The organism is Nitrosomonadales bacterium, assembly GCA_016716325.1.
Lineage (GTDB): Bacteria > Pseudomonadota > Gammaproteobacteria > Burkholderiales > Gallionellaceae > Gallionella.
On the sequence record JADJWO010000003.1, the window covers coordinates 17,549 to 44,124 of the forward strand.

Consider the following 26,576-nt stretch of genomic DNA (forward strand, 5'->3'; position numbering starts at 1 on the left):
ATGACTGGTTCTCGCGAAGACATCGTTATTCAGATGGATAAGTGGTAACAACATTTGCTTGGGTGGATTATGTCTATAAAGGAAATGATCCAGGGCGGATGCATTTGCCCGACTAGAAGGAGAAGGTTTTGGAAAAGTTTTTCGTAATAACCCGCGGCAGAACCGGATCGACAGCGATAATCGATCAACTAATGAAATCCAGAGGGGTTGGGGCGACTCAGGAGGTTTTTGCGAAAATGGAGGTAACCGAAAAGAATGCGCGCCATATCAAGAGGGGAAAAAGTCAATTGTGGGGGGGGTATCTTCCTTTTGATTATTGGCGAGCAGAACCTTGTAATCAGGAGTTGTTCCCTTGTGGTGTACCAGAAAGGGAATGGGTAAGCAGATATCTGCTGGAAGCAGAGCAATTGGCAGAGCAATCCGGCATGCAAGGGTTCGGCTTTAAGCTGTTGAGCCATCATCTTGACGAGAGAGGTTCACTTCTTGAGGTGTTGAGGGAGAGGACATACCGTGCAATCTACCTAACACGGAATGTGCCGAGACAGGTTATTTCCGGCATGATTGCAGGGAAGAGGGGGAAGTACAACTCAACTCAGTTGGAGCCGGAGGATCGTAGTCGTCATCCAATAGATTTGGAAAAATTCAAGACTCTGGTCCGGTGGGAGTTGGCGTGCGTTGACAGTGATATTCAACGCATGAAAGACAATGGATTTGAGACCTGCGTCGTTACCTACGAGGATTTCTGCGCAGACAGACAAGCTTTCTTTCGGCAGTTCTTCGAATTCCTGGGTTTGTCGCCTGAAAATCTGGACGAAAGCGATTTCAAGGTCATGATCAAGGATGTCGCCCATACGGTCGAGAATTACGACGAAGTCGTCGAATGCGTCAGATCAATGGGGTTGGAGCTGAAGGCCTAGGGGCCCGTGAGGCAATTTAGCTCGGGGCTGACGGGGGTGCGGCAAGAGGCTGGATGGCCGGTGCCATCATTTGCCATGTTTTGATACCTTCATGAAAGGTTAGTGTTGAAAAGCCATAATCGATCCGAAGGTCGTCCTGAAGACATCAGCATCGTGATGCCGGTGTATAACCATGAAGCGACCCTTGCCGAGGCGATCGAGAGCGCCTTGATGCAGGAGATGCCGTACGCGAGCGTCATCTATTGCTTCAATGATCTCTCCTCGGATGGAAGTGCCGCAATCCTAGCCGACTATGCCGAGAGGTATCCGGACAAGATCAGGGTCTATACGAATCCCCGGAATCTGGGCTCGGGCAAGGCGTCCTATCTTCATCATCGTCCGCCGATACGGGGCAGATATTGGTGTTTGCTGGCGGGTGATGATTACTGGACTACCCGCGAGAAGCTGGCCAAACAGATCGGATTCCTGGATTCACATCCGGACTATGTTGGGTGCAGTTGCGATTCCATCTTGATGAACGAAATGACTGGAGAGCGGGGGGTCATCAAGCCAAGCAGGGATGAATGGAATCTGCTCGATTTGCTTTTGTTGAAGCACAAATATGCATTTTATGTGCATACGACCAGTCTGGTCTGGAGAAATATTTATCTCGACCAAGGCTTCTTCCTGCCGCCGGCATTCCAGAAGAAGGAGGCGCTGGGCGATGTGGTGCTCATGCATGCAATGCTGAGCCGGGGAGGGAAAGTCCGCAACATACCCGAACTCATGAGTTGCTACCGGATGACCGGACGGGGGATCTGGACACGCCGATCCGCGCAGGAACAGGCGGATATGAATGCCCGACTGCCGGAAATCATCAATCGGTTTATTCCTCTAAAATACAAGCTGCTTTTCTATTTGCAGAAGTGTTGCAACAAATCGCGAATATTGCGCCAGTGTATTCCCGGACCAATCAATGAATAAGCAATCATTTGATGTGGATTTTTCTTCAAGACCAAACGCGACGAAGATAATTCGCAACGCCAAGGATCTTGCGATAAACGGAGTACAGCCCGCATTTGAGCAGGTCTTGCATGTTGGTGGCCCCAATATGGGAAGCCGGGATGCATTTATAAAATATGTAGATGGGATTTTTGATAGTCAGCGGCTAAGCAATAACGGTCCCTTGGTGCATGAATTAGAGCGGCGCGTTGCCGATTATCACAACGTGAAGCATTGCGTGGCCATGTGTAACGGAACGGTCGCGCTGGAAATCGCTATTCGCGCGCTGGGATTGGAGGGGGAGGTGATCGTCCCGTCCTACACATTCGTCGCAACCGCCCATGCATTGAGTTGGCAAGGAATCACCCCAGTGTTCGCGGATATCGACCCTGTTACGCACAACCTTGATCCCGATGCAGTCCGCCGCATGATCACGCCGCGCACATCGGGAATTATCGGCGTTCACCTGTGGGGCAGGGCGGCGCCTGTGGCTGCATTGCAGCAGATAGCCGATGAGCACGGCCTCAAACTGATGTTCGATGCCGCACATGCTTTCGGTTGTTCGCACGGTGGCGAGATGGTAGGCAATTTCGGCGCATGTGAGGTGCTCAGCTTCCATGCCACGAAATTCTTCAATACCTTTGAGGGCGGCGCGGTTGTCACCAATGATGACGAGCTGGCCGACACCATGCGCCTGATGCGCAATTTCGGCTTCTCCGGTTTGGACAACGTGATCCATATGGGCACCAACGGAAAGATGATCGAGGTGGCTGCCGCAATGGGGCTGGTCAACTTCGATGCCATCGATGGCGTCATCGAAACGAACCGGCGCAACCATCACGCCTATCGACTGGCATTGGCTGCGGTGTCCGGTATCGGTTTACTGATATTCGACGAAACCGAGCACAACAACTACCAGTATGTGGTGATGGAAGTCGGCAGCGATTGTCCGGTGAGTCGAGACCGGATCATTCAGGCGTTGCACGCCGAGAATGTGCGCGCCCGCAAATACTTCTGGCCGGGTTGTCACAATATGAAACCGTATCGGGAGCTGTATCCCGATGCCGGACTGGCGCTTCCGGCCACCCGGGAGGTGGCCGAGCGTGTTGTCGTGTTGCCGACCGGTACGGCGATGAACGAAGAGATGGTCAGAACAGTGGCGTCCGTTATCCGCGTGCTGGTGGATGAGGCTGCATGAAACTCGCCATCATGCAGCCCTACCTGTTCCCGTACCTTGGCTATTTCCAGTTGATCAGGGCAGTCGATGCATTCGTGGTTTATGACGATGTGAATTACATCAAGGGTGGCTGGATCAATCGCAATTTCATTCTGGCACAAAGCGGAAAGCAGTTGATCACTTTGCCGCTGCAAGGGGCGAGTCCAAATCAATTGATCAATCAGGTTGGCGTGGGCAGCAGGCCAGAAAAGTTGCTGGAGACAATCAGGCATTGCTATGCCAAGGCCCCTCAGTTTCCCGCAGTATTTCCGTTGCTTGAGGAAATACTCATGCAGCAGGAAAGAAATCTCGCATATTTTCTGGATTTCAGTTTGCGCCGGATATGCAAACATCTTGGCTTGAATCCAGACTGGCATATTTCATCCAGACTGGAAAAGGATAATCTCTTGCGTGGACAAGATAAGGTTCTCGCTATCTGCAAAGAACTGGCTGCGACGCACTATATCAATGTGCCCGGCGGTAAGGAGCTATACAGCCGGGAAACTTTCTTGCGAAGCGGTTTGCAACTTTCCTTCATTCAGCCGCGCCCGGTCGAATACCGCCAGTTCGGCAAGCCTTACGTGCCAAGCCTCTCCATTATTGATGTCATGATGTTCAATGATCGCGAGCAGTGCGCCAGACTCGTGGAGGAGTACGACCTTGCCTGAGTCGAGCGGTAAAGCTATCGGGGGGTATTTCGAGCTTGAGTTGCCGAAGGCAGGCAAGCTTCCTTACCCGGATGCTCTCAAATACCAATCGGCCAGGGTGGCATTCCTGGCGCTGCTGCGTACGCACATGCCTAAGCGTGTTTGGCTCCCGAAGTACATTTGTGATGCAATGTTGACGCCGTTGAAAACGGCCGGCATCGAACATGTTTGGTATGAACTGGACAGTAATCTGGATGTGAGCGGCGAGGTGCAGCTTTGCGCGGACGACTGGCTGGTTTACGTGAATTATTTCGGACTTCACAAAAAGAACGTCGACACTTTGCTGGAGCGGTTCCCGCCACAGCAAATTGTTCTGGACTACTCGCAAGCTTTCTTTGAGCCGCCGGCCGAAGCCGCTATGGCGACCATCTACTCGCCGAGAAAGTTCTTTGGTATTCCGGATGGCGGGTTGCTGGTCGGAAAAGTAGGCGCGATCTCTGTCCCAGAGCGGGATGTAGGATCGCTTGATCGTTCGTCGCATTTGTTGAAGCGGCTAGCAGGATATCCGGAGGAAGGTTATGCCGACTATCGGCATGCCGAGGAAACTTTGTCGGGTTGTGAACCGAAGCGGATGTCGGAATTGACCGAACGTATCCTCGGCGCGGTCGATTTCGACGGAGCCAGAAGTGTACGACATGAGAACTTCATGTTCCTGCATCGCGAGTTGAGCGGTATCAACCCATTCGAGATTGACGTAGCGGAAGCCGCCGCGCCGTTATGTTATCCATTCATTACCAACGACCGAGATCTCAGGCAGCGCATGATTGCAAACCGGATATTTGTCCCGACCTACTGGCCAGAAGCGCTCGGCAGAGTCGGAGATGCGTGGGCGGAGAAAATGATCAGAAACCTGCTGCCCTTGCCGGTTGATCAGCGATATGGCCGTGATGACATGCAAAGGATCGTATCGATCATCCGGAAGGGAGATATATGATTCCAAGTCAAGGCGCGGACGACGGAAGAACCTCCGGCTTCTCGCGCAATATGGAGCTGGAGCTTTTGCTGAAGGACATCAATTCATCGTTGTGGGTGGCTGAACAGAGAGTCCTGGGAGATCATTCGGAAGCGAAGTACCCGGTGGTTCTGGTGATGGGGCCGCACAGGAGCGGTACCACCCTGTTTATGCAATGGCTCGCCAACACAGGCCTCGTGGCCTATCCGACCAACCTGCTGTCGCGCTTCTATCAGGCGCCAGTAATCGGAGCCAAGATACAGTTGTTGCTGACTGACCCGCGATACAATTTCCGCAACGAACTGGGCGAATTCGTGCAGCGGGTGGAATACCGCTCCCAGAATGGCAAGACCACAGGTGTGTTGGCGCCGAACGAATTCTGGTATTTCTGGCGACGTTTTCTGGCTGAGCCGGGGCGCGATGTGTGGACAGATGCACAGCTGAGACAGAGCATGGATACGGACACCATGCTTGCCGAGCTGGCGGGCATGATGGATGTGTTCCAGAAACCGTTTGCGTCCAAGGGCATGTTGTTCAATTACAACATTCCATTCCTCGACTCGATCATCGGCAATGCATTATTCATCCAGATCAAACGCGATCCGGTCGCGAATGTCGCCTCGGTGCTGGAGGCGAGGAAACGCCAGCTCGGAAGCGAGGATGCCTGGTACTCGTTCAAGATTCCCGAATATGAGCAATTGAAGAATCTTGAATCCGTCACCCAGGCGGCAGGTCAGGTGCATTACATCAACAAGGCAGTTACCTTGGGGATGTCGGCCGTGGACGATTCCAGAAAGCTGGTGGTTGGGTATGAGGAGTTCTGCCGCGCGCCGGGTGCGTGCTATGACGCCTTGGTGGAAAGACTGAATGCGAACGGCTGCGGCATTGTCGCGCCTTATCAATCGCAAGGCGCTTTCGAAGTGTCCCGGATTCTGCCATTGGATATCGGGATCGCTGGTGCGCTGGCCGGATTTCAAGGAAAGTAACCATGTCAATGACATTTCTGATGTGTTCTGAAAGGTCGGGCAGCAATCTGATTGTGAAATTGCTGAACGGTCATTCGGCGATTTGCGGGCCTTCGACAAAACACATCATCAATCCCGTGGCGAGGAATCTGTTCAGGTATGAGGACATCTGGCGCGAAGAGAACTGGATGAGTTTGTTGCAAGACATCCACAACCTGATGAGTGTCGAGTTCTCAGTGTGGAAAAGGTCTTTCTCGCTGGATGATCTGCGGAAACTGGCACCGTGCGGCGATATTGCGGAGCTGATCAGGAATATATTCATCGAGGAGGCGCGCGCGAATGGAAAAAAGCATGTATTCATCAAGGAAAACCAGGTTTACGAATTCCAGCCTTTCCTGCTGATCAACTTTCCCGATGCAAAGTATATCTATCAGGTGCGGGATCCCAGGGATATGGCACTCTCATGGAAGAAAAATCCGGAACATGAGGGAGGTGTGGTGAATGCCGCAAGGCAATGGAAGAAGGATCAGCAGAATTCGCTGAAGAACTATAACGAACTGAGAAAGGCCGGTAAGGCGATATTCGTCAAGTATGAGGATTTGATCGGGGATACCGAGGGTGTCGTTTCAAGGATCTGCGATTTCCTTGGGCTGGAGTATGAGGAGGGTATCCTCGAATATTACAAGGATGAGACAACGCGCAAGAATGCCTCCATGCAGAAGGCATGGAGCAATCTGGATAAGGGCGTTCTGAAAGAAAACAAACGGAAATTCGTGTCGGAACTGTCCCGTGAAGAAATCATGGCTGTCGAAAAGATATGCTATTCCGAGATGCTGCATCTTGGCTATGCTCCGGAATTCTCATTGCCTGAACTGGATGCGTTTAGCGATGATCGTCTCGGGGTATTGGGCCAGCAAGAAGCGCGGGATTTTCCAGTAAGGCGGAGCGTCGGTGTAAGCAGGAATATGGCGGCCAAAAAAAGGTTTTATCAGAGGGTGCCGCTCGCTGGGATGAAAACATAGAAAAATGGACAAGACATTCCTTCTGGGTGTGGGCAGTCAGAAAGCCGGCACAACTTGGTTGTACAAGTTCTTGAATGGACATCCTTGCACGGATATGGGATTCGCGAAGGAATACCATGTCTTTGATGCATTGTATGTGCCCGCATGCAGCTACATTATCGAGAATCGCATGAGAGAGGCGAATGAGCTGTATTGCAAGGGTGTGTTCCCGTTCGATAGCAGATCGCCTGTATTCCGTTTGCTGGACTTCTGCGGCAATCCTGACAACTATTTCAATTATTTCAGAGACTTGGTCAATCGCGACACGAACGTATTGCTGACTGGAGATATAACTCCGTCCTACTCGGGGTTGCCAGTCGAGGCGCTGCAGCTGATAAAAGCGGGACTCGAAGGGCGGGGATTCCGCGTCCGGGTCATCCTTATAATGAGGGATCCGATCGACCGTTGTATTTCAGCGGCGCGACTGCATTTCAAAATGCGAGGTTTATTGCCCTCGGCGGATGAAGAAAACGCGCTGCTTCGAGACGTATATGACTCAGAGGGGTTCCGGATTCGTACACGTTATGACATGACCATACGCAATCTGGAGAGCGTCTTTTCAGGTGATCAGATTGCATATTCATTTTATGAATCGCTTTTTAATGCATCGTCAATCCGGCGCTTGGCGGAATTCCTCTCGATCCCATTGGAGATGCCGGATTTCACGTACAACCCCAACCCGTCCAGAGCGGTGAACCAGATAGATGAATCATTGAAGCGGGCGATATTCGAAACATATCGCCCGGTGTATGACTTTGTTCGGGATCGTTTCGGCACTGAGGCGGTCCGGTGCTGGCACCAATACTGACCGCTGATGCATCGTGGCAATGTCTTTGCGGGGGCGAGAGAGATGTCCTTTTGGGCGATGAACGTGAAGATAGGTGCCGGCGACAGGCAGGGTTGGAATGCAGATTGGTGGTGCAGGAAGCATGGTGGTGGGCTATGAGGGTTGCTGCAGAATCTGGCGGCGGAAGAAGAGGTCTGTCAGAAGGGGGGAGTGTGAAATTCTTTATGTTGACTCGCGGCAGGACCGGATCCACGGCCATTATGGATCATCTCCTGAAGTCGCCGAGTATTAGCGCGACACAGGAGCTGTTCGCAAACTATAAGGCGCGGGATAGAGAGGAAATCAAGAGAAAAACAATTTGGGGGACACACCTCCCGTTCGACTTCTGGATAAAAGATGCATGGCATCGGAAGGCACTATCCCGTCTCGGAATGGAGCGCTGCTTGGCCAGCAAATATCTGGCTGATTCAGAGCGCCAGGCAGTCCGTATCGGGGCAAAAGGTTTCTGTTTCAAGTTGCTTAGCCATCATTTTGAAGAGAGACCATATCTGACCGACTTATTGAAAAAAGGGGGGTATAAGGCAATCTATCTGACCCGGAATGCGCCGCGCCAGGTTCTGTCCGGCATGGTGGCCAAGATGAGGGGGCGGTTCAATAGCATTAAAGACTACGAGGACGAGACTCGTTATTTTATCAATCTTGAGGAGTTCCAGATGCTGGTCAGGTGGGAGCTGGCTTGCGTTGAAGGGGACATACAACGATTGAAAGATGATGGCTTTGAGATATGTGTCGTCACATATGAGGACTTCCTCGAAGATAAGTCGGCCTTCTTCGCAAGAATATTCGACTTTCTTGGACTGCCGAGGGATCATTTGGGGGATACGGACTATAAGGTCATGATCAAGGACATCGCCCATACCATTGAGAATTATAACGAAGTCGCCGAATGCGTCGAGTCGATGGGACTCACACTAAAGGCGTAGCGCGATGGTAATGGGATCTTCGATGCATTCGGTTCTGTCGCTGTCGGAGCATGTCTCCGGTATGCTCGCCCGGCGCGAACTGGATGGCGGCCTGAGGGTGATCAGCGACTTCGTGGAGCGCATCTTCACTGAGCCTTTGTGCACGGCACAGGTCTTCGGCTCCAGGACGCTCGATGAATTGTGCCAGCGCATCGGTGCACTCAATCTCGAAGAGATCGGAAGTGACGTGGCCGGGCCACCGACTGCCGGAAACGAGCCGGGCGTCATCGTCTACATCGTCACTCGCATCCAACGGTCCGGCGGTCATACGCGTGTGATCGAGGATTTCATTCGTGCCCGGCCAACGGCAAGGCATATCATTTTGTCGACCGATCTGTGCGGCAGATCCGATGCCGATCATATGAGTTCCGGCATGGCAGGACAAGCCAATCTGACCATAGAGCAAGCGCCCAAAGGGAGCTATTTGCAACGCTTGTCATGGCTGCAGACCCGCCTGTTGAAGATGCGGCCAGGCAAGGTCTATCTGTTGAATCATCATCAGGATAGTGTCGCTGTTGCGGCGATTCAGCCGGAAATGGGGTTGGATGCCAGTTTTTGCCATCATGGCGACCATCATCTGTGCCTGGGAATGTATGTGCCGCATCTCAGGCATATCGATTTCCATCCGATGGGTTTCCATAATTGTCGCAATGTTTTGGGTATAGCTAATGTCTATATTCCCCTGACGGCCGAAGACAAGGGGGTTAGGGCATATCCATTTATGCCGGATGGCAGGCTGACCACCTGTACGGCAGGTCGATCGAACAAGATCGAAATCCCATATTTTTTAAGCTATACAGAGCTTCTGCCCAGGCTATTAAGTATCACGGGTGGCAGGCATATCCATATCGGCAGGTTGACACCTTGGGCGTTATTCAAAATTCGAAAGGGATTGAAGCTACTGGGGGTCGGCATGGATCGGTTCGTTTACATTCCCTGGGTGCCCAGTGTCTGGAAGGCGTTGCATGACCACAAGGTCGATCTGTACATCGCATCTTTCCCATATGGGGGAGCACTTACGTCGGTAGAAGTGATGGGGGCGGGTATCCCGATCGCGCTGCACCGACATGCCTTTTCGCGCATGATGGGCGGGACGGACATGGTCTATGACGGGGCGTTCAGTTGGCGCTATCCGGACGAGTTGCTGGACTATTGTACTTCGCTGACGGTCGATGCTCTGGAGGAGGCAGGCAGGCTGGGACGCGAGCGCTATGAGGCGTTCCATCATCCAGCCATTCTTCGTGGCATCATTGAGAATGATGCACCGCTCCCGGAAGCCTGCGGGATGCAAGGCGATTTCGCCATTGAATATGACGAGTGGGCAGCCTGGATGGCGAATCAGGTTAGTGCCCGGCGGGTGTTGGCAAGAGCCGTTTACAGGATTTTCAGGCGTGTCAGGACATGGCGCATTTTTGATTAAGCAGGCGAACTGGGCAAGGGAGTAGGGAAGCCATGATGATCCAAGACGTAATCAGTATCGCGCGGAATGCGGGGCAGGAGATATTGGCCGTGTATCACAGCGGCGATGCAGGCGCGATCAGCAAGGCGGACGAATCGCCGCTGACGCTGGCGGATCTGGCTGCGCATCACGTCATCGTCGAGGGTCTGTCGAAGCTTGCACTCGACATCCCCATCCTTTCCGAAGAGGCGGCCGAAATCCCTTATTCGGTGCGCCGCCACTGGGGGCGATTCTGGCTGGTCGATCCGCTGGACGGCACCAGGGAATTCATCAAGCGCAACGGCGAGTTCACCGTGAACATCGCGCTGATCGAGGACGGCGCACCGGTGATGGGTGTGGTGCATGCACCGGCACTCGGGCTGAGTTATTTCGCCGAGCGGGGCGGCGGCGCGTTCAGGCAGCGCGGCGACGAGGCGCCGGTCGCCATCCGGGTCGCGGTGCATGACGGGCACGGGCAACTCAAAATGGTGGGCAGCCGTTCGCACAGCGATCCGCGCCAGGATGATCTGGTGGCGCATCTGGGCGGCGGCGAGTTCGTCAGCATGGGCAGTTCGCTGAAGCTCTGCCTGGTGGCCGAGGGTAGCGCGCATCTCTACCCGCGGCTCGGTCCGACGATGGAATGGGACACTGCCGCCGCGCACGGCATCGTGCTGGAAGCGGGCGGCATCGTGTGCGACAGCCACGGCGAATCGTTGCGTTACAACAAGGCTGACCTGCATAATCCGCCTTTCGCGGTGTTGGCGGCAGCCGACAAGGTACTATTGGAAAAAATCAGAGGGTGGAAATGGTAGATGAAAAGGCAGCGCCGGTTTCGGACAATGTAGTGTGGCATCACGCCACGGTGACGCGCGCGCGCCGCGAGGCGCAGAACGGTCATCGCGGGGCGATCCTGTGGTTCACCGGCCTGTCCGGTTCGGGCAAGTCCACGCTGGCGCACGAGGTGGAAGAGACCCTGCACCGGATGGGATGCAGGACTTTCGTGCTGGACGGCGACAACGTGCGCCACGGCTTGTGCGGCGACCTGGGGTTCTCTGCGGAGGACAGGGTGGAGAACATCCGCCGCATCGGCGAGATGTCCAAGCTGTTCATGGAGGCGGGCGTGATCGTGCTGACCGCGTTCATCTCGCCGTTCCAGGCCGAGCGCGACAAGGTGCGCAGGATGGTCCCGCCGGGCGAGTTCTTTGAGATATTCTGCCAGTGCCCGCTCGAGGTGTGCGAACAGCGCGATGTGAAAGGCATGTACAAGAAGGCGCGCGCCGGCGAGATCAGCAATTTCACCGGAATCTCCTCGCCCTATGAGGCCCCGGACCATCCGGAACTGGCGGTGAACACGGCGGAACATGACTTGCAGGATTGCGTGCAACAGGTGATGCGGCTGCTTGCGCAGGGTGAGCGCCCGGTTCTGATGCAACACGAACAGGCGATCAGGGAGCTGTCAGCAGTGAAGTGACGATGCGTAGCGATTCGTCTGTCGCGCCGCGATTCCGTTCCACAAAGACGATACCCTGTTTGCGCATCTCCGCCAGTGCATCCGGGTCGTTGAGCAGGCGCCGGGCTTCCGCGACCAATGTTTCACCATCAGGTACCTGGATGGCGGCGCCCGCAGCAACGGCCAGCCGCGTCGCCTCCGCGAAGTTGAAAGTGTGCGGCCCGACCAGTACCGGCGTGCCTGCTGCGCAGGCTTCGATCAGGTTCTGCGCACCATAGGGCAGCAGGCTGCCACCGATGAAGGCGACGTCGGCGGCAGCGTAGTACGCGAACATCTCTCCCATGCTGTCGCCCAACACCACTTGAGTGTCTGCCGGAACCGGGCGGTTATCGCTCCTGCGCCGGAACGTGATGCTGCGTTGTGCGAACAGGTCGGCGACGGTATCGAAACGTTGCGGATGGCGCGGCACGATGACCAGCAGCAGGCCGGGGATGTGAACGTCTTTCAATGCATCGAGCAATAATGCCTCTTCCCCTTCGCGGGTGCTGGCGGCAAGGAATACCTTGCGCGCCATACCGAACTGCTCGCGCAATTGCCGGCCACGTTCGAGCATTGCGGGCGGCGGTTCGATGTCGAACTTGAGGTTGCCCGTCACAGTGATGTCATGGGCGCCCAGTCCGGCAAGACGATGCGCGTCGTCCTCCGTTTGCGCGCCCACTGCGGCGAGCGCACCAAGCGCGCTGCGGCTCAGCCGCGCGAAGCGCGCATAACCCCGAGCGGATTTTTCCGACATGCGCGCGTTCAGCAGCAGCAGGGGAATGTCGTTGCGCCGGCAGGCATGGATCAGATTGAACCAGATCTCCGTTTCCATCAGGATGCACAGTTGCGGCCGGAAGTGCCGCAGGAAACCGTTCACCGCGAACGGGTAGTCGTAGGGCAGGTAGGCGCGCAGCACGTCGTCGCCATACATCTGTTCACCGGTGGCACGTCCGGTGGGCGTGGTATGGGTGATCAGGATGCGGTGCGCGGGATAGTTCTCGCGCAGCCGGGCGACGAGGTTTTGCGTGGCGCGGGTCTCGCCCACCGACACGGCATGCAGCCAGATGACCGGCTGGTCGCAGCGCACGGCATAACGGCCGAAGCGCTCGCCGATGTGATGCAGGTATTCGGGCTGTTTGCGCGCGCGCCACAGCAGGCGCAGCAGGATCAGCGGCAGCGCCAGCAGCAGTACAACGGTGTAAAGGGGTCTCATCCGGCGACGATGGCTTGGTTGCTACGATGACGCGCATGGTAGTGTCGTTGGGCGGGTGACTCAAGAAAAACATTTGTTGCGTCCGCGCGCGCCCACTAGAATGCAGCCATATCCATGGATATGCCCTCTGGCGGCTGCTGAAAATGGATGTGTTATGGACGCAAATAGTCCATTCGGTCGTTAGGTGTTGTGTAGGAGCGCAATTTATTGCGCGATGCGTTCAAATCGCGCAATAAATTGCGCTCCTACATAGACGTTCTTCACCCAATGCATTGTTTGGGATGAATTACGGAAAGATCAATAACAATGAAAATACTAGTCGTAAGACTGTCTTCGCTAGGTGACATCCTGCACCTGTTCCCGGCCATCAGCGATCTGCATCGCCGGTTCCCGGAGGCGCAGATTCACTGGCTGGTGGAGCCCGCCTTCGCCGAGATGGCGGGCTGGCATGCGGCGGTGGACAAGGTGATCGCCGTGCCGTTGCGCGCCCACAAAAAGACCTGGTGGAAATTACCGGCCCTGCTGGAGGTCTGCGCCGGCAACTGCAGGCGGAGCAGTACGACATCGTGCTGGATGCGCAGGGATTGCTCAAGAGCGCAATGCTGGCACGGCTGGCCGGCGTTGCGGTATCCGGCTTCGATGCGCACAGCGCGCGCGAATCCCAGGCGGCCCGGTTCTACAGACAGACGGTCCGGGTGCCGGACGGGCTGCATGTGGTCGAGAAGAACCGGCAACTGGTGGCGCGCCTGTTCGATGCCGATGTGACGCAGCCGGCCGACTACGGCCTCGACGATTTCCGCCGGCGGCAGATGCAGGTCGCGTTCGGCGACGAACTCGGGGAGATCGCCGCGCAACCGTATCTGGTATTGCTGCACGGCACGACCTGGAACAGCAAATACTGGCCGGAATCCTCATGGCTGGAGTTGATCCGTCTTCTGACGCAATCGGGCTGGAACTGCCTGTTGCCCTGGGGCAACGAAGAGGAGCACCAGCGCGCGCAGCGTCTGCAGGCAGCGGGCGGCGAACATGCGCAAGTATTGCCCAGACTGTCGTTGAGCGGATTGATGAGCGTCCTGCTGCATGCGCGCGCCTTCGTCAGCGTGGAGACCGGCATCGGCCATCTCGCGGCGGTACTCGACATTCCCGGCGTCATGCTGCACGGCCCGACCGATCCGGATTACAGCGGTATCCCCGGCAAGTCGTGCCGGCATCTCACCAGCGGCATGGATTGCGCGCCGTGCTTCAAGCGCGATTGTCCGAAGCTTGAAACAGCGGATGGCATTCCGCCCTGCCAACTGGCGATCACCGCACAGCAGGTTCACCGGGAATGCATCGCGTTGCCGGGCATAAACCGGGCGGAGCATCGCGCATAAACTGTTAAAATGCGTGCCGTTCAATCTACGGTAAAACCGCATGACGTATTACTCCCCGCTGATCTCGGCTTTCGTCACGATGGTGACGGCCCTGATCCTGAGCCGGAACAAGGGCGACACGCTGCAGGACATTCCCAACGAACGTTCGCTGCACACCGAGCCGATCCCGCGTACCGGCGGCATCGCACTGGTGGCCGGCGTCCTGTCCGGCTGGGGGCTGCTGTTCCAGTTCTGGGCATGGTGGATCGTGTTGCCTGCGCTGGGCCTGTTCGCATTGTCGCTGGTGGATGACATACGCAACCTGTCGCCGCGCACGCGGCTGGTCGGGCACTTTATCGCTGCGCTGGTCGCCGTGTCGGGGGCGGGCGTTCCCTTGTTGTGGGCCGTCCCGGTGGTGCTGTTCATCGTGTGGATGACCAATCTGTATAACTTCATGGACGGCTCGGACGGGCTGGCGGGCGGCATGGCGCTGTTCGGCTTCAGCTTCTACGGGATCGCCGGGCTGATGAACGGCAACGAGGCTTTCGCCATACTGAATCTCACGGTTGGCGCTGCGGCGCTGGGTTTCCTCTACCATAATTTCCACCCGGCCAGGATGTTCATGGGAGACGCGGGCTCCATCACGCTCGGTTTCCTTGCCGCAACTTTCGGCGTGTGGGGTTGGCAACAAGGCTATTGGCCGTTCTGGTTCCCGATACTGGTCTTTTCGCCGTTCGTCGCCGATGCGACCCTGACGCTGTTCATCCGCCTGCGACGCGGCGAGAAACTTGCGCAGGCGCACCGCAGCCATTATTACCAGCGTCTGGTGCAGATGGGCTGGGGACATCGCAACACCGCGCTGGCCGAATACCTGTTGATGTTGCTGGCAGGGATCTCCGCATTATGGGGTGTCGGCCTGGATGCAATGGGTCAGGGCGGCCTGCTGGCGTGGTGGGGAACGATCTATCTGGGGCTGTCGATGTGGGTCGATCGCCGCTGGTTGCGGCATCAGGCCGGGCAAGGAGGCAACGATGGCGCGTAGCTGGAGTGGCAAGGCCGCACTGGCGATGCTGCACGATATCGTGGCAGCGATCCTGGCCTGGGCCTGCGCGTATCTGTTGCGCTTCAATTTCGAGTTGCCGCCGAATTTCGCGGTGGAGTTGCAGCAGACCCTGATCTGGGTGGTTCCGCTGCAGGTCGCGGTGTTCTGGCGCTTCGGCCTGTATCGCGGCATCTGGCGCTATGCCAGCCTCAACGACCTGCGCAACATCGCGCTGGCGGTGTTGCTGGCGGCGGTGGCCATCCCGTTCGTGCTGTGGATGCTGCGCGCCGACCTGGTCGTGCCGCGTTCGGTGCTGGTCATCAATCCGCTGCTGCTGTTGTTGATGATGGGCGGCAGCCGTTTCGCCTACCGCGTTTGGAAGGAGCAGGGCTGGTACGGTGAAGTGAAACTGCACGGCGAACCGGTATTGATACTGGGCGCGGGTGACGCGGCGGTGAGTCTCGCCAGGGAACTTTCAAGAAGCCGGGAATTGCGGCTGGTGGGCTACCTGGATGACGACACCGACAAGCACGGGCGCACGCTCAACGGGGTGCGGGTGCTGGGCGGTCTGGATAAGTTGCCGGAATGGGTGGCGCGGCTGGGCGTGCGCCAGGTGATCATCGCCATGCCGTCCGGCTCGCACCAGCAGCGCAAGCGCGCGGTCGAGCTCTGTACCTGCGCCAGTGTGAAGGCGCTGACCGTTCCCTCGTTCGACGACCTGATGAGCGGCAAGGTGTCGGTGTCGCAGCTGCGTGCCATCGAATTGGACGATCTGCTGGGTCGCGACCCGGTAGTACTGGACGAGGCCGGCCTGCATGGCCTGCTGACCGGCAGGACCGTGCTGGTGACCGGTGCAGGCGGCTCGATCGGTTCCGAATTGTGCCGCCAGATCGCGCGTTTCTCGCCGGCCACGCTGGTATTGCTCGAACAGGGCGAATTCGCGTTGTACACCATCGAACAGGAGTTGCGGCAGACCTTTCCCGGCCTGCATTGCATCTATCTGGCCGGCGATGTGCGCGATGCCGCACGGGTGGACGAGGTCATGCAACAGTACCGGCCGGATGTGCTGTTCCACGCGGCGGCCTACAAGCATGTGCCGCTGATGGAGCGGCACAACGCCTGGCAGGCGATCCGCAACAACGTGCTGGGCACCTGGACGGTGGCGCGCGCGGCACAGCGGCACGGTGTCGCCAGATTCGTGATGATCTCCACCGACAAGGCGGTGAATCCGACCAATGTGATGGGCGCGAGCAAGCGGCTGGCCGAGATGGTCTGCCAGGCATTGCAGCCTTCCTCCCGGAAAGAAGCCCCTCACCCCAACCCTCTGGGTGAAACAACTAGCCATTCGACTAGGCTGCAAACAACCGCAGCCAAGTCGCTGGTTATCCCGCTTGCGGGCGAGGGGGCAAACGTGAAAAGCGATCTTCAACCCTTGACGCGTTTCGTGATGGTGCGTTTTGGTAATGTGCTGGGCAGCACCGGCAGTGTGATCCCGAAATTCCGTGAACAGATCGCGCAGGGCGGACCGGTCACCGTGACCCATCCCGAGATCACGCGCTACTTCATGTCCATTCCCGAGGCGGCGCAACTGGTGTTGCAGGCGGGGTTGATGGGGCAGGGCGGAGAGATCTTCGTGCTGGACATGGGCGAGCCGGTGAGGATCGCCGACCTGGCCAGGGACCTGATACGGTTGTCCGGGTTCACTGAAGACGAGATCCGGATCGAGTTCTCCGGTCTGCGTCCCGGCGAGAAACTCTACGAGGAGCTGCTGGCCGACAACGAACACACCCTGCCGACGCCGCATCCCAAGTTGCGCATCGCGCAGGCGCGGCAGGTCGACGCGGACTGGCTGGCGCGATTGCTGGAATGGATCGGCGCGGCGACCATGGCCGACGAAAAGGCGAAAAGCGAACTGAAGTCCTGGGTGCCCGAATACCAGCCGAATCCGACGCCATCGACATCGCGGCAGGAAAAGCAGCCGTGAGATCGGGCACCGTTCCGACCCTGGCGCAGCGTTTTGTCATGCCGCCATTGCGCGTGAGCACGGTGTTGATCGGTCTTGCCGTACCCGTTTCCGTGGCGCTGGACAATCTGCTGCTGGCGATCGTTCTGCTCGGCGCGCTGTTCAACGCACGCTCCATCTGGCAGACGGCTGTGCAACATCCCGTCGCGCGCGCCGCGTGGTTGCTGTTCCTGGGATTGTTTGCCGCCATGTTCTACGGCGAGACGCCGTTGCGCGAGGCTGCCGGCATCCTGGGTAAATACGCCGACCTGGCCTTCATCCCGATGTTCATGCTGATACTGTCCGGCGAGATCGCCCGGCGCCGGGCGCAATACGCCTTCCTCGCGGCGATGGGGGCGACCCTGCTGCTGTCGTACCTGGTGGGCCTGGGCTGGCTGCCGGTGCAGTCATGGATGCCTGTGTGGGCAGCCATGGATAACCCGGTGATCTTCCACAGCCACATCACGCAGAACAACATGATGGCGATGGGCGCCTTTCTTGCGTTGCTCAATCTGCGCGAAGCGGCATCGTCCGGCGCGCGGCTGGCCTGGGGGACGTACGCCGGACTGGCCGGGATCAACGTGCTGTTCATGGTGCAGGGACGCACCGGTTACGTGATCCTGTTGCTGCTGCTGGGCTGGTTCGCATGGACGACGCTGGCGCGGCACAGACATAAGCGCGGCAAAGCGTGGGACTGGCGGCATGCTACCGCAGCGCTGCTGTTGCTGGCCGGCATGGCGAGCGCAGCCTTTCTTGCTTCGCCGCGCCTGCACGACCGGGTGTCCATGGTGGCGGACGAGTTCCAGGCATGGCAGCCGAACCACGGCTGGGAGAGCTCGACTGGCCAGCGGCGCGATTATTACTACAATACCCTGCAGATCGTGCAGCAGCACCCGCTGTTCGGTGTGGGCACCGGCGGTTTTCAGGCGGCTTTTGCGCGGCAGGTCGAGGGCAGCGAGGTCTTGCGGACGCACAACCCGCACAACGAATACCTGATGGTGACCGTGCAATGCGGCCTGGCTGGACTGGCGCTGCTGCTGTACCTGTTTTATGCGCAGTGGCGTTACGCGCCGCTGCTGGAAACCCCGTTCGAACAGGATGCGGCGCGCGGACTGGTGCTGGCGTATATGGCGAATTGCCTGGTCAACTCGGCGCTGCTGGATCATTCCGACGGGCTGTTCTTCGCGTTCATGACGGCGGTATTGTTTGCGAATCTCAAGGTGGCGAGACATGGCTGATGAAATCACAGGCGCGGCAAGCACCACCCCGGTTGGCCGCGGGCTTTCCGTCATCGTCATCACCCGGAACGAGGCGGCGAACATTCGCGCCTGTCTCGAATCGGTGGCATGGGCGGGCGAGATCGTGGTGGTCGATTCCGGCAGCAGCGACGGTACGGCAGAGATCTGCCGCGAGATGGGCGCGCGCGTGTTCGTCTGCGACTGGCCGGGTTTCGGTATACAGAAGAACCGGGCGCTGGATCATTCGACAAGAGAGTGGGTGTTCTCGATCGATGCCGACGAGCGCGTGACACCGGAGCTGCGCGCTGCCATCGAGGCCGTGCTGGCGGATACGGACAATGCGCATGCCGCTTACGAGATCTCGCGCCTGTCCAGCTACTGCGGCCGCTTCATGCGTCATTCAGGCTGGTACCCGGATCGCATCGTGCGTCTGTTCCGGCGCGATGCGGCAAGGTTCTCCGATGACCTGGTGCACGAGCGGCTGCGGGTGGAAGGCAGGACCGGCCTGCTGGATGGCGAGTTGCTGCATTACGCTTTCGACGACCTGGAAGAGGTGCTGCGCAAGGTCAACCAGTATTCATCGGCGGGGGCGGCGATGATGCAGCGGCGCGGCAGGCAGGCCTCGCTGTCCGGCGCGGTGCTGCGCGGGCTGTGGAGCTTCTTCCGCACCTATGTGCTGCGCGGCGGATTCCTCGACGGGCGCGAAGGCTTCATGCTGGCGGTTTCCAATGCCGAGGGCACGTACTACCGCTACCTGAAACTGATGCTGCTGAACAGAAAATCGTGATGCGTATTGCGCTGATCATCACCACCTACAACCGCCCCGACGCCTTGGCCGCGGTACTGGAGGGCTGTCTGGCGCAGACCGACGCGGATTTCGAGGTGATCATCGCGGACGATGGTTCCACGCAGGATACGGCGGATCTGGTTGCGGCTTACGGCGCACGCGCGCCGTTCCCCGTTACGCATGTCTGGCAGGCGGACGAAGGGTTCCGCGCTGCCGCGATCCGCAACCGTGCGCTGGCGGCCACCACTGCGGACTACATCGTGTTCATCGATGGCGATTGTGTGCTGCCGCCGGATTTCGTCGCCAGCCACCGCCGTCTGGCGGAGCGCGGCTGGTTCCTGTCCGGCAACCGCCTGATGCTGACGCAGGCGTTCACCGAACAGGTGTTGCGCGACAGATTGCCGATCCACCTGTGGGGAAGGCGCGACTGGCTGCGCGCGCGCCAGCGCGGAACAGATCGAACGCCTGTTGCCGTTGCTGCGGGTTCCCGGCATGGGCTGGCTGCGCAGGCGGTTGCCGACGCGCTGGCAGGGCGCGAAGACCTGCAACCTGTCGGCGTGGCGCGACGACCTGCTGCGCGTGAACGGCCTGGACGAGGCGCTATACCGGCTGGGGGCTGGAGGATTCCGACCTGGTGATACGGCTGCTGCGCGCCGGGGTGCACAACAAGTCGGCGCGTTTCGCAGTGCCGGTGTTCCACCTGTGGCATCGCGAGAACGACCGCGCCAACCTTGCGGAGAACCGACAGCGCCTGCACGAGGCGCTACAGGCGACGCACATCCGTGCGCAGCTGGGCGTGGACCAATACCTATGAAGATATTGCACGTGGTGCGGCGCTACGGGCCGGTGGGCGGCATGGAGCGCTATGTCTGGGAACTGACGCGCGAATTGCGCGAACTGGGGCACGAGGTCGAGGTGTTGTGCGAGGTCTGTCTTGCCAAAAAGCCGCATGGCATCGCCGTGCACGAGCTGGGCGCCATCGCGCCGCGCCCGCGCTGGTTGTCGCTGCTGCGCTTCGGCAAACGCGTCGCGCGCTGGCTGGCCGATAACCCGCATCCCGGCTGGCTGATCCACAGCCATGAGCGCCTGGCTTCGCATCATCTGACCACGTTCCATGGCCCGCCGTTCGCGTCGGTGCGCGACATGCCGTGGTGGCGCAAGGTTTCGTTGCGCGTCGCGATGCAGTTGTTCCTGGAGCGGCGCGAATTGAGCGCCGCACGATGCATCGTGCCGAATTCGCAGTTCATCAGGCAGCGGCTGGCGCATTACTATCCGGAGCTGGCGCACAAGCTGACCGGGCCCGTCGTGCCGGGCGTGGCGGCCGGCGCGGTACGCGAACCGCGCGAGGTCCCGGCCGATGGCGGCGTGGTCGGTTTCGTTGGCAAGGAATGGCAGCGCAAGGGCTTGCCGCTGGCCGTCGAAGTCGTTGCGGCATTGCGCCGCAAGCGTCCCGCCCTGCGATTCCGCGTGGTGGGGCGGCCGCCGGCAGGTGAGACATCTGTTTGCCGGCTGGCAGGGCGGCTATGAGCTGGCGGGCTGGAGCGACCAGTCGCATCACGCCGGGTTCGACGTGCTGCTGCACCCCGCCAGAGCGGAGCCTTACGGCATGGTGATCAGCGAGGCGATGGCGGCCAGGGGTGCCGGTCGTGGTTTCGGAGGTATGCGGCGCGGCGGCGCATGTCACCCCGGACTCCGGCGCTGTGCTAGCGCTTTCCCGCGCCGGTCGGGATGTGGGCAGACGCTGTCGAACGGGAATTGGGGCGCCGCGAAACCGTGCCGCGATTCGAACGCAGTTGGCGCGTGGTGGCGCAGGAATATGAGACAATTTACCGCGAACTCCTTGAGGCAGAATCGAAATGAGCAATCCTGAAACACGTTATCTGGACACCTGCCCGGTGGGCTGCGCCGCACCGCTGGAAACCACGCAGTATGTCCTGCCCGAAGGCGCGCTGCTGCGCTGCAGCGCATGCGGACAACTGGTCAGCCAGTGCAGCGAAGAACATTATTGGCAATCGATGCAGGAATTCGACGACCCGCAGGGCACGCTGCCGGTCGCCGGGTCGGAGCAGCGCCGTGTCCGGCGCAGCAGGAAATTCCTCGACCGGATCGCGAAACTGCTCGACCGTGCGCCCGGCGAGATCCGCCTGCTGGATGTCGGGTGTTCCAGCGGGGCGTTCCTGCATACCGCCGTCGCGCTCGGGTTCCAGGCGGAAGGCGTGGAGCCTGCGCCCAAAGCCGCCACCACGGCGCAGGCCGCCGGGCTGAAGGTGCATCAGGGGCTGTTGCAGGACGCGGGTTATGCCGATGGGCAGTTCGATGCCGTCACGCTGTTCGAGGTGATCGAACATCTCAAACACCCGCAGGAACTGCTGCGGGAATGCCGGCGCATCCTGCGGCCGGGCGGCATCCTGCTGGTCGGTACCGGCAATGCGGCAAGCTGGAGCATGGGGGCGATGGGCGCGGACTGGGAATACCTGAGCATCGCGAAACATGGCGGGCATGTCAGTTTCTATACGCCGGATTCGCTGGGCAGGCTGGCGCAACAAACGGGTTTTTCCGTTGCCGCCATCCATACCCGCGGGGTGCGCTTCCGCGAGAAAGGCACCTGTGCCGCGCCGCTCTACCGCATCGCGAAGGTTGCCGGCGAGATGATGAACGTGCTGGGCGCCTGGCTGGACAAGGGACACGACATGGCCGTGTATCTGAGACGCGAGTGACCTGAACGAATGAACCGTCCTGCCCCGCATATCTCTGTCGTCATCCCGGTATACAAGGCCGAGCAGTGTCTCGACGAGCTGTACCGGCGCCTCAGGGACGCCCTTCAAAGCATCTCGCCCGATTTCGAGATCGTGCTGGTCGAGGATTGCGGCGGCGACAATTCCTGGCAGGTGATCGAGCGGCTGGCGGCTGCCGATCCGCGCGTGAAGGGCATCCAGTTCAGCCGCAACTTGGCCAGCACTACGGCATCACCGCCGGTCTGGACCATTGTCACGGCGACTGGGCGGTGGTGATGGATTGCGATCTTCAGGACAGGCCGGAGGAGATCCCCGCCTGTATGCCAAGGCACTGGAAGGTTACGACATCGTGCTGGCGCGGCGCGGCAAGCGGCAGGATCCGCCATTCAAGCGCGCCACTTCATGGCTGTTCTACAGCTGTTCAGTTATCTCGCCGACATAGACTATGACGCGCAGACCGGAAACTTCCGCATCATGTCGCGCAAGGTCGTGGTGAATTTTCTCGGCATGCGCGAACAGCTGCGTTTCTTCGGCGGCCTGGTGCAATGGATGGGCTTTCCCACCGCCAGCATCGAGGTGGCGCACGCCGGACGCCACGAAGGGGAATCCACCTATACCTTCGCCAAGCTGTGGAAGCTGGCCGCCGAGACCATCATCGCCTATTCGGACAAGCCGTTGCGCCCGTCGGTACGTTTCCGGGTTCGCGATGGCGTTCCTTGCGTTCTGCTACGGCATCTCATCATCGGGCACGCGCTGTATTACGGTTCGCCGGTTCCGGGCTGGAACAGCCTGATCGTTTCGCTGTATTTCATCGGCGGCATCATCATTGCCACGCTCGGCATCATCGGCATCTACCTCGGCAAGACCTTGACGAGAGCAAAAAGCGGCCGCTGTATATCGTCCGGCGCGCGACCTTCGATGAATAAGCTGATCAGGCAGGTCGCATGGGATACGGTTGCGCTCGGCATGCCGGCGTGGGAGTTGCTCGAACATTCCGCAGTAGCGCTGCAGCAGGCAGTCATGACCGCCGGTCACCACACGATCAAGGTCGACCCGCTGGCGGACAAACGGCTGTTGCACGAACACGGTTTCTATTACTGCGACACCCTGATCGAACCGCATTGCAATGCCGCACGGTTGCGTCCCGTCCGGCATCCCGATGCGACCATCTCGAAGGAGGTCGATGCGCAACAGGTGTTGGCGATAGGCCATGGGCGCGTTCGTGCACGGTCGCTTCCATCGCGATTTCAACCTGGGCAGGAATGTCGCCGACCTGCGCTTATGACAACTGGCTGCGGCAATTACTCGATGAAGAACAGGTTTACGGGCTGTATTGGCAGGGCGCCCTGTCGGGATTCATCGGCCACAGCGGCAACAGTCTGGTGCTGCATGCGCTGGCGGAACAGCAACGCGGCAAAGGCCGTGCGAAATTCTGGTGGAGCGCGGCATGCAGCGAACTACGGCCGCCGGCCATGAAGAGATCAGGAGTTCGATCTCCGCTTCCAACCTCGGTGCGCTCAATTTGTATGCCTCGTTGGGGTTCTCGTTCAAGCATCCGCAGGATGTCTATCATCGGCTGACGGTCACGGCACAGGCCGCTCAAGATAATGAATCGTCTGCACCGTGACCGTTTCCTCTCCCCTGTTCCCCTCTCCCGCAAGCGGGCGAGGGGTGCCGCAGGGATTCGCTACACGAAATCTGGAATAACGACATGAGCTACTTCTACATCTTCATGACCATCGCGCTGACCGTGTACGGCCAGATCGCGATCAAATGGCAAGCCTTGAAAGCCGGAGCGCTGCCGGAAGCGTTGCCGGACAAGATCGCCTTCCTGTTGCATCTGTTGCTGAACCCGTGGGTCATCAGCGCGCTTGCCGCGGCTTTCCTGGCGTCGGTGTTCTGGATGGCGGCGATGACCAAGTCGCAGATCAGCCATGCCTATCCCTTCATGGGGATGACGTTCATCATCGTGTTGCTGGCCAGCGGGTTCTTCTTCCAGGAGCCGGTCACGCAGCTCAAGATGGCCGGCACCGCATTGATCTTCCTGGGGATCGTGGTTGCCAGTCAGGGATAGCCGCTGTCTGTAACGCTGTAACGCCGCCGGGTCAGGCGAAGAATTCGCGGATCGCGTCGCAGGTGCGCGAGATCTCTTCCGACCTCATTTCATAAACAGCGGCAGGCGCAGCAGGCGCTCGCTCAGGTCGTCGGTCACCTTCATGCTGCTGCCTTCGCGTCCGTATCGCCGACCGGCCGGCGAGGAATGCAGCGGCACGTAATGGAACACCGGATGGATGTCCCGCGCCTTGAGGTGCGCGGATCAGTCTGCTGCGCACGGCCAGATTCTCGAGCAGCACATAGAACAGGTGGCCGTTGCTGTCATCATCGAATTCCGCGATGCGCAGATGACCCGCCTGCTGCAACGGAGCCAGTTGCGCGGGCGTACGCGGCGCAGATGCTGCGCCGTTTGGCGATGATCTCGTCGGCGTGTTCCAGTTGCGCGTAGAGGAAGGCGCTGACCAGTTCGCTGGGCAGATAGGATGAGCCGATGTCCACCCAGGTGTATTTGTCCACTTCGCCGCGGAAGAACCGGCTCCGGTTGGTGCCCTTCTCGCGGATGATCTCGGCACGTTCGGTGAAGCGCGCATCGTTCACCAGTAACGCCCTGCCCTCGCCGCTGATGATGTTCTTGGTCTCGTGGAAACTCAGGCAGCCGAGATGCCCGATGCTGCCCAATGCCCGGCCCCCGGTATGTCGAGAGCAGAGCCTGCGCGGCGTCTTCCACCACCAGCAGTTTGTGGCGCTGAGCGATGTCCATGATGGCATCCATCGTCGCACGGCACACCCGCGTAATGCACCGCCGGACGATCACCCTGGTTCTCTGCGCGTGATGGCGGCCTCGATCAGATTCTCGTCGATGTTCAGTGTGTCCGGACGGATGTCCACGAACACCGGCACGGCACCGCGCAGCCAAGAAGGCATTGGCGGTGGACACGAACTGGATAGGCGGAGGGCAGGATGACTCGTCTGCCGGGCTGGATGTCGCACAGGATCGCGGCCATTTCCAGCGCGCCGGTGCAGGAGTGGTGGCAACGCTTTGCGGCAGCCGAGCTTCTCCCTCGAACCAGCGATGGCATTGATTTTGTATATGTGCCATGTCCCTGGAGACGGGCCCAGGGCCACCGCATCCGCGATCAGGGAAAGCTCGCGACCGATGATGAACGGTTTGTTGAACGGGATGCGTTTCATTGCGGCAATCTTAAAAACGGAGCCGTCATTCTATCGGTAATCCCCTTTACGCAGGCAGTGCCACGGCATAGCTGATACAGCTTGGCGCCGCCGAGCCGGTATGACCTGACGGTTTCCCCTGTTTATCGCGGAGTCATCGAGAGATGAAACCGGATTCCAGATCCTGCGGCGGGTATTGCAACGTGCGCTGCAGGTAACGCTTTGCTGGTTGATATAGGCGGTAACGTTCAGGCCGTTGGTCGTCGAGTCCGTTATATACAAGGGTTGCCTGGGTGCGCGCCAGGATGTCGCTGGCGGCCAGCGCGTAATTCTCGCCGAGAGCGCGATGCTGGTAGTAGGAAAGACAACTAGGCCCAGCATCAGGTTGAGTGCGATCGCGGCAACCAGCCAGCGGGCGTGACATCGATCGAGGCGGCGCCCGCACGCCAGATCAGCCGCGGAGCAATCAGCGCGAACAGCGGATAAATCGGCATCAGGTAGCGCACGCCGCTGTGCGGTACTGACCGTGGGGGCAGGAAGTTCAACGCTGCAATCAGCAATGCATCGCGGAAGTGTTCCGGTCGGGTCTTTCTTGCGTGATAAACCGCGCAGGGGCAAATAGATAATATACCCGCCGGCAAACTGCTAGGCCAGACCAAGTCTCCAACAGGTATTGCTGAACAGTTGGCTGCATATTCTCCGAGGTCAGGGAAAGCGAGCTTTGCGAGGATCTCGGCAAACATGCGCCACGCTCTGGCTGTGGTAGGGCGGGGATCAGCGCGAACCAAAGCCAGATACTGCCGGCGGTATGGTGGCATGCGCCGCCAGCGACACGGGGCCGAGCAGCAGTTTCCACGGTAGTCGCGTATGCGGCACGAGAGGACCAGCAGAACCCGTGCCGTAAAACACTTGGGCGGTGAACGCCTTGCTCTGAGGAAGAGCGCAAGTCAGGGAAAGGGCGGCTGGGAATTAAGGTTGCGGCGCTGCTCCCACAGGCGATCCACAACGCAGCGATAGCGGCGAAGATGAACAGCAGGTCGACATAGGCCAGCCAGCCGTGGTACATCAGTGCGTCGTCGAACGTCAGGTAGACCAGTGCGGCGAAAGCGCAAAGTTGCGTTCGGCAGGCAGGCGCCAGACCAGCCAGTACAACACCGCGGCGGTAAAGGTGGCGCCGATCGTCAATCCACGCGCCACTTCGAGCATGCGTCCAACCGAACAGGATGGCGCCCGATGATCAACCAGTTGAACAGCGGGTTCATTGCCGCACATCGCGCCATAGAGGTATTAGCAGGCCGGGTGCCGTGCTGCCCATCTCCATGGAGGTGATCAGGAAGATGGCGCCGACGTAATAATGATTGAATGCGGTGAGCAGGCTCAGGGGCTGCGACGATCAACCCAGAACACGGAAGGAATAAGGAGCGAGTCGTATTCATGTTCATAGTTC

General features: G+C 59.0%; 21 protein-coding genes and 5 pseudogenes. 23 read left to right on the plus strand and 3 right to left on the minus strand.

Translation table 11 applies throughout. The annotated features are described in order from the left end of the window. Positions 1 to 128: 128 nt before the first annotated feature. From IPM27_11695 to cysC, 12 genes are all read left to right on the plus strand, one after another. Entirely contained in the window at positions 129 to 917 is a 789-nt protein-coding gene (locus IPM27_11695) for a sulfotransferase (protein MBK9162187.1), read from the plus strand. A 102-nt stretch (positions 918 to 1,019) separates the two neighbouring features. Then, entirely contained in the window at positions 1,020 to 1,880 is an 861-nt protein-coding gene (locus tag IPM27_11700) for a glycosyltransferase family 2 protein (GenBank protein MBK9162188.1), read from the plus strand. Positions 1,881 to 2,007: 127 nt separating this feature from the next. Continuing rightward, complete coding sequence (locus tag IPM27_11705) at positions 2,008 to 3,096, plus strand: aminotransferase class I/II-fold pyridoxal phosphate-dependent enzyme (GenBank protein MBK9162189.1); 1,089 nt, start codon at positions 2,008 to 2,010, stop codon at positions 3,094 to 3,096. Next, positions 3,093 to 3,782: a WbqC family protein gene (locus tag IPM27_11710; protein ID MBK9162190.1), complete on the plus strand. Its 690-nt coding sequence runs from the start codon at positions 3,093 to 3,095 to the stop codon at positions 3,780 to 3,782. The genes IPM27_11705 and IPM27_11710 overlap by 4 nt, the downstream gene beginning before the upstream one ends. 16 nt (positions 3,783 to 3,798) lie before the next feature. Then, positions 3,799 to 4,755, plus strand: coding sequence for a hypothetical protein (locus IPM27_11715; protein ID MBK9162191.1), 957 nt, complete (start codon positions 3,799 to 3,801; stop codon positions 4,753 to 4,755). After that, positions 4,752 to 5,759 (plus strand): sulfotransferase, encoded by a 1,008-nt coding sequence (locus tag IPM27_11720; GenBank protein MBK9162192.1) that lies wholly within the window; start codon positions 4,752 to 4,754, stop codon positions 5,757 to 5,759. Before IPM27_11715 ends, IPM27_11720 begins: the two co-directional genes overlap by 4 nt. 2 nt (positions 5,760 to 5,761) lie before the next feature. Further along, positions 5,762 to 6,760 carry a sulfotransferase gene (locus IPM27_11725; protein MBK9162193.1) on the plus strand — a complete coding sequence of 333 codons (999 nt, stop codon included), beginning with the start codon at positions 5,762 to 5,764 and terminating at the stop codon, positions 6,758 to 6,760. A 4-nt stretch (positions 6,761 to 6,764) separates the two neighbouring features. Next, positions 6,765 to 7,607 (plus strand): sulfotransferase domain-containing protein, encoded by an 843-nt coding sequence (locus IPM27_11730; GenBank protein ID MBK9162194.1) that lies wholly within the window; start codon positions 6,765 to 6,767, stop codon positions 7,605 to 7,607. A gap of 104 nt (positions 7,608 to 7,711) precedes the next feature. Continuing rightward, a complete protein-coding gene (locus IPM27_11735) occupies positions 7,712 to 8,569 on the plus strand; it encodes a sulfotransferase (protein ID MBK9162195.1) in 858 nt (285 codons plus the stop codon). 22 nt (positions 8,570 to 8,591) lie between these two features. Continuing rightward, positions 8,592 to 10,028 (plus strand): hypothetical protein, encoded by a 1,437-nt coding sequence (locus IPM27_11740; GenBank protein MBK9162196.1) that lies wholly within the window; start codon positions 8,592 to 8,594, stop codon positions 10,026 to 10,028. Between the two features lie 32 nt (positions 10,029 to 10,060). Next, positions 10,061 to 10,858 (plus strand): 3'(2'),5'-bisphosphate nucleotidase CysQ, encoded by a 798-nt coding sequence (cysQ, locus tag IPM27_11745; GenBank protein ID MBK9162197.1) that lies wholly within the window; start codon positions 10,061 to 10,063, stop codon positions 10,856 to 10,858. Next, a complete protein-coding gene (gene cysC, locus IPM27_11750) occupies positions 10,852 to 11,517 on the plus strand; it encodes an adenylyl-sulfate kinase (GenBank protein ID MBK9162198.1) in 666 nt (221 codons plus the stop codon). Before cysQ ends, cysC begins: the two co-directional genes overlap by 7 nt. Here the strand turns inward: cysC and waaA are convergent. Continuing rightward, positions 11,492 to 12,748 carry a lipid IV(A) 3-deoxy-D-manno-octulosonic acid transferase gene (gene waaA / locus IPM27_11755; GenBank protein ID MBK9162199.1) on the minus strand — a complete coding sequence of 419 codons (1,257 nt, stop codon included), beginning with the start codon at positions 12,746 to 12,748 and terminating at the stop codon, positions 11,492 to 11,494. The two genes, cysC and waaA, sit on opposite strands and share 26 nt — an antisense overlap. Before the next feature lie 503 nt (positions 12,749 to 13,251). Between waaA and waaC the strand changes: the two genes are divergently transcribed. From waaC to IPM27_11810, 11 genes and pseudogenes are all read left to right on the plus strand, one after another. Continuing rightward, entirely contained in the window at positions 13,252 to 14,121 is an 870-nt protein-coding gene (waaC, locus tag IPM27_11760; protein MBK9162200.1) for a lipopolysaccharide heptosyltransferase I, read from the plus strand. Between the two features lie 40 nt (positions 14,122 to 14,161). Next, on the plus strand, positions 14,162 to 15,142 hold the full coding sequence (locus IPM27_11765; protein MBK9162201.1) for a glycosyltransferase family 4 protein: 981 nt from the start codon (positions 14,162 to 14,164) through the stop codon (positions 15,140 to 15,142). Continuing rightward, positions 15,132 to 17,126, plus strand: coding sequence for a polysaccharide biosynthesis protein (locus tag IPM27_11770; GenBank protein ID MBK9162202.1), 1,995 nt, complete (start codon positions 15,132 to 15,134; stop codon positions 17,124 to 17,126). Before IPM27_11765 ends, IPM27_11770 begins: the two co-directional genes overlap by 11 nt. After that, positions 17,123 to 18,382, plus strand: coding sequence for an O-antigen ligase family protein (locus tag IPM27_11775; protein MBK9162203.1), 1,260 nt, complete (start codon positions 17,123 to 17,125; stop codon positions 18,380 to 18,382). The genes IPM27_11770 and IPM27_11775 overlap by 4 nt, the downstream gene beginning before the upstream one ends. Further along, complete coding sequence (locus IPM27_11780; protein MBK9162204.1) at positions 18,375 to 19,169, plus strand: glycosyltransferase family 2 protein; 795 nt, start codon at positions 18,375 to 18,377, stop codon at positions 19,167 to 19,169. The genes IPM27_11775 and IPM27_11780 overlap by 8 nt, the downstream gene beginning before the upstream one ends. Beyond that, a pseudogene (locus tag IPM27_11785) lies at positions 19,163 to 19,983 on the plus strand (glycosyltransferase family 2 protein). Before IPM27_11780 ends, IPM27_11785 begins: the two are co-directional and overlap by 7 nt. Continuing rightward, positions 19,980 to 21,029, plus strand: a pseudogene (locus IPM27_11790) (glycosyltransferase family 4 protein). Before IPM27_11785 ends, IPM27_11790 begins: the two co-directional pseudogenes overlap by 4 nt. Beyond that, complete coding sequence (locus IPM27_11795) at positions 21,026 to 21,886, plus strand: class I SAM-dependent methyltransferase (protein ID MBK9162205.1); 861 nt, start codon at positions 21,026 to 21,028, stop codon at positions 21,884 to 21,886. Before IPM27_11790 ends, IPM27_11795 begins: the two are co-directional and overlap by 4 nt. 9 nt (positions 21,887 to 21,895) lie before the next feature. Further along, positions 21,896 to 22,346, plus strand: a pseudogene (locus tag IPM27_11800) (glycosyltransferase family 2 protein). Positions 22,347 to 22,822: 476 nt separating this feature from the next. After that, positions 22,823 to 23,531, plus strand: a pseudogene (locus IPM27_11805) (GNAT family N-acetyltransferase). Positions 23,532 to 23,615: 84 nt separating this feature from the next. Then, positions 23,616 to 23,978, plus strand: a complete 363-nt coding sequence (locus IPM27_11810; protein MBK9162206.1) for an EamA family transporter — start codon at positions 23,616 to 23,618, stop codon at positions 23,976 to 23,978. A 31-nt stretch (positions 23,979 to 24,009) separates the two neighbouring features. Here the strand turns inward: IPM27_11810 and rffA are convergent. Next, a pseudogene (gene rffA, locus IPM27_11815) lies at positions 24,010 to 25,150 on the minus strand (dTDP-4-amino-4,6-dideoxygalactose transaminase). 359 nt (positions 25,151 to 25,509) lie between these two features. Then, on the minus strand, positions 25,510 to 25,872 hold the full coding sequence (locus IPM27_11820; GenBank protein MBK9162207.1) for a hypothetical protein: 363 nt from the start codon (positions 25,870 to 25,872) through the stop codon (positions 25,510 to 25,512). Positions 25,873 to 26,576: the final 704 nt, after the last annotated feature.

Excerpts from the sequence above, each read along its gene's own strand:
- IPM27_11820 (MBK9162207.1), bottom strand. The coding sequence starts at position 25,872 with ATGTTTGCCGAGATCCTCGCAAAGCTCGCTTTCCCTGACCTCGGAGAA.
- IPM27_11795 (MBK9162205.1), top strand. The coding sequence starts at position 21,026 with ATGAGCAATCCTGAAACACGTTATCTGGACACCTGCCCGGTGGGCTGC.
- IPM27_11705 (MBK9162189.1), top strand. The coding sequence starts at position 2,008 with ATGGGAAGCCGGGATGCATTTATAAAATATGTAGATGGGATTTTTGAT.
- waaA (MBK9162199.1), bottom strand. The coding sequence starts at position 12,748 with ATGAGACCCCTTTACACCGTTGTACTGCTGCTGGCGCTGCCGCTGATC.
- cysC (MBK9162198.1), top strand. The coding sequence starts at position 10,852 with ATGGTAGATGAAAAGGCAGCGCCGGTTTCGGACAATGTAGTGTGGCAT.
- IPM27_11765 (MBK9162201.1), top strand. The coding sequence starts at position 14,162 with ATGACGTATTACTCCCCGCTGATCTCGGCTTTCGTCACGATGGTGACG.
- IPM27_11720 (MBK9162192.1), top strand. The coding sequence starts at position 4,752 with ATGATTCCAAGTCAAGGCGCGGACGACGGAAGAACCTCCGGCTTCTCG.
- IPM27_11780 (MBK9162204.1), top strand. The coding sequence starts at position 18,375 with ATGGCTGATGAAATCACAGGCGCGGCAAGCACCACCCCGGTTGGCCGC.
- IPM27_11730 (MBK9162194.1), top strand. The coding sequence starts at position 6,765 with ATGGACAAGACATTCCTTCTGGGTGTGGGCAGTCAGAAAGCCGGCACA.
- IPM27_11810 (MBK9162206.1), top strand. The coding sequence starts at position 23,616 with ATGAGCTACTTCTACATCTTCATGACCATCGCGCTGACCGTGTACGGC.
- cysQ (MBK9162197.1), top strand. The coding sequence starts at position 10,061 with ATGATGATCCAAGACGTAATCAGTATCGCGCGGAATGCGGGGCAGGAG.
- IPM27_11725 (MBK9162193.1), top strand. The coding sequence starts at position 5,762 with ATGTCAATGACATTTCTGATGTGTTCTGAAAGGTCGGGCAGCAATCTG.
- IPM27_11740 (MBK9162196.1), top strand. The coding sequence starts at position 8,592 with ATGCATTCGGTTCTGTCGCTGTCGGAGCATGTCTCCGGTATGCTCGCC.
- IPM27_11770 (MBK9162202.1), top strand. The coding sequence starts at position 15,132 with ATGGCGCGTAGCTGGAGTGGCAAGGCCGCACTGGCGATGCTGCACGAT.
- IPM27_11710 (MBK9162190.1), top strand. The coding sequence starts at position 3,093 with ATGAAACTCGCCATCATGCAGCCCTACCTGTTCCCGTACCTTGGCTAT.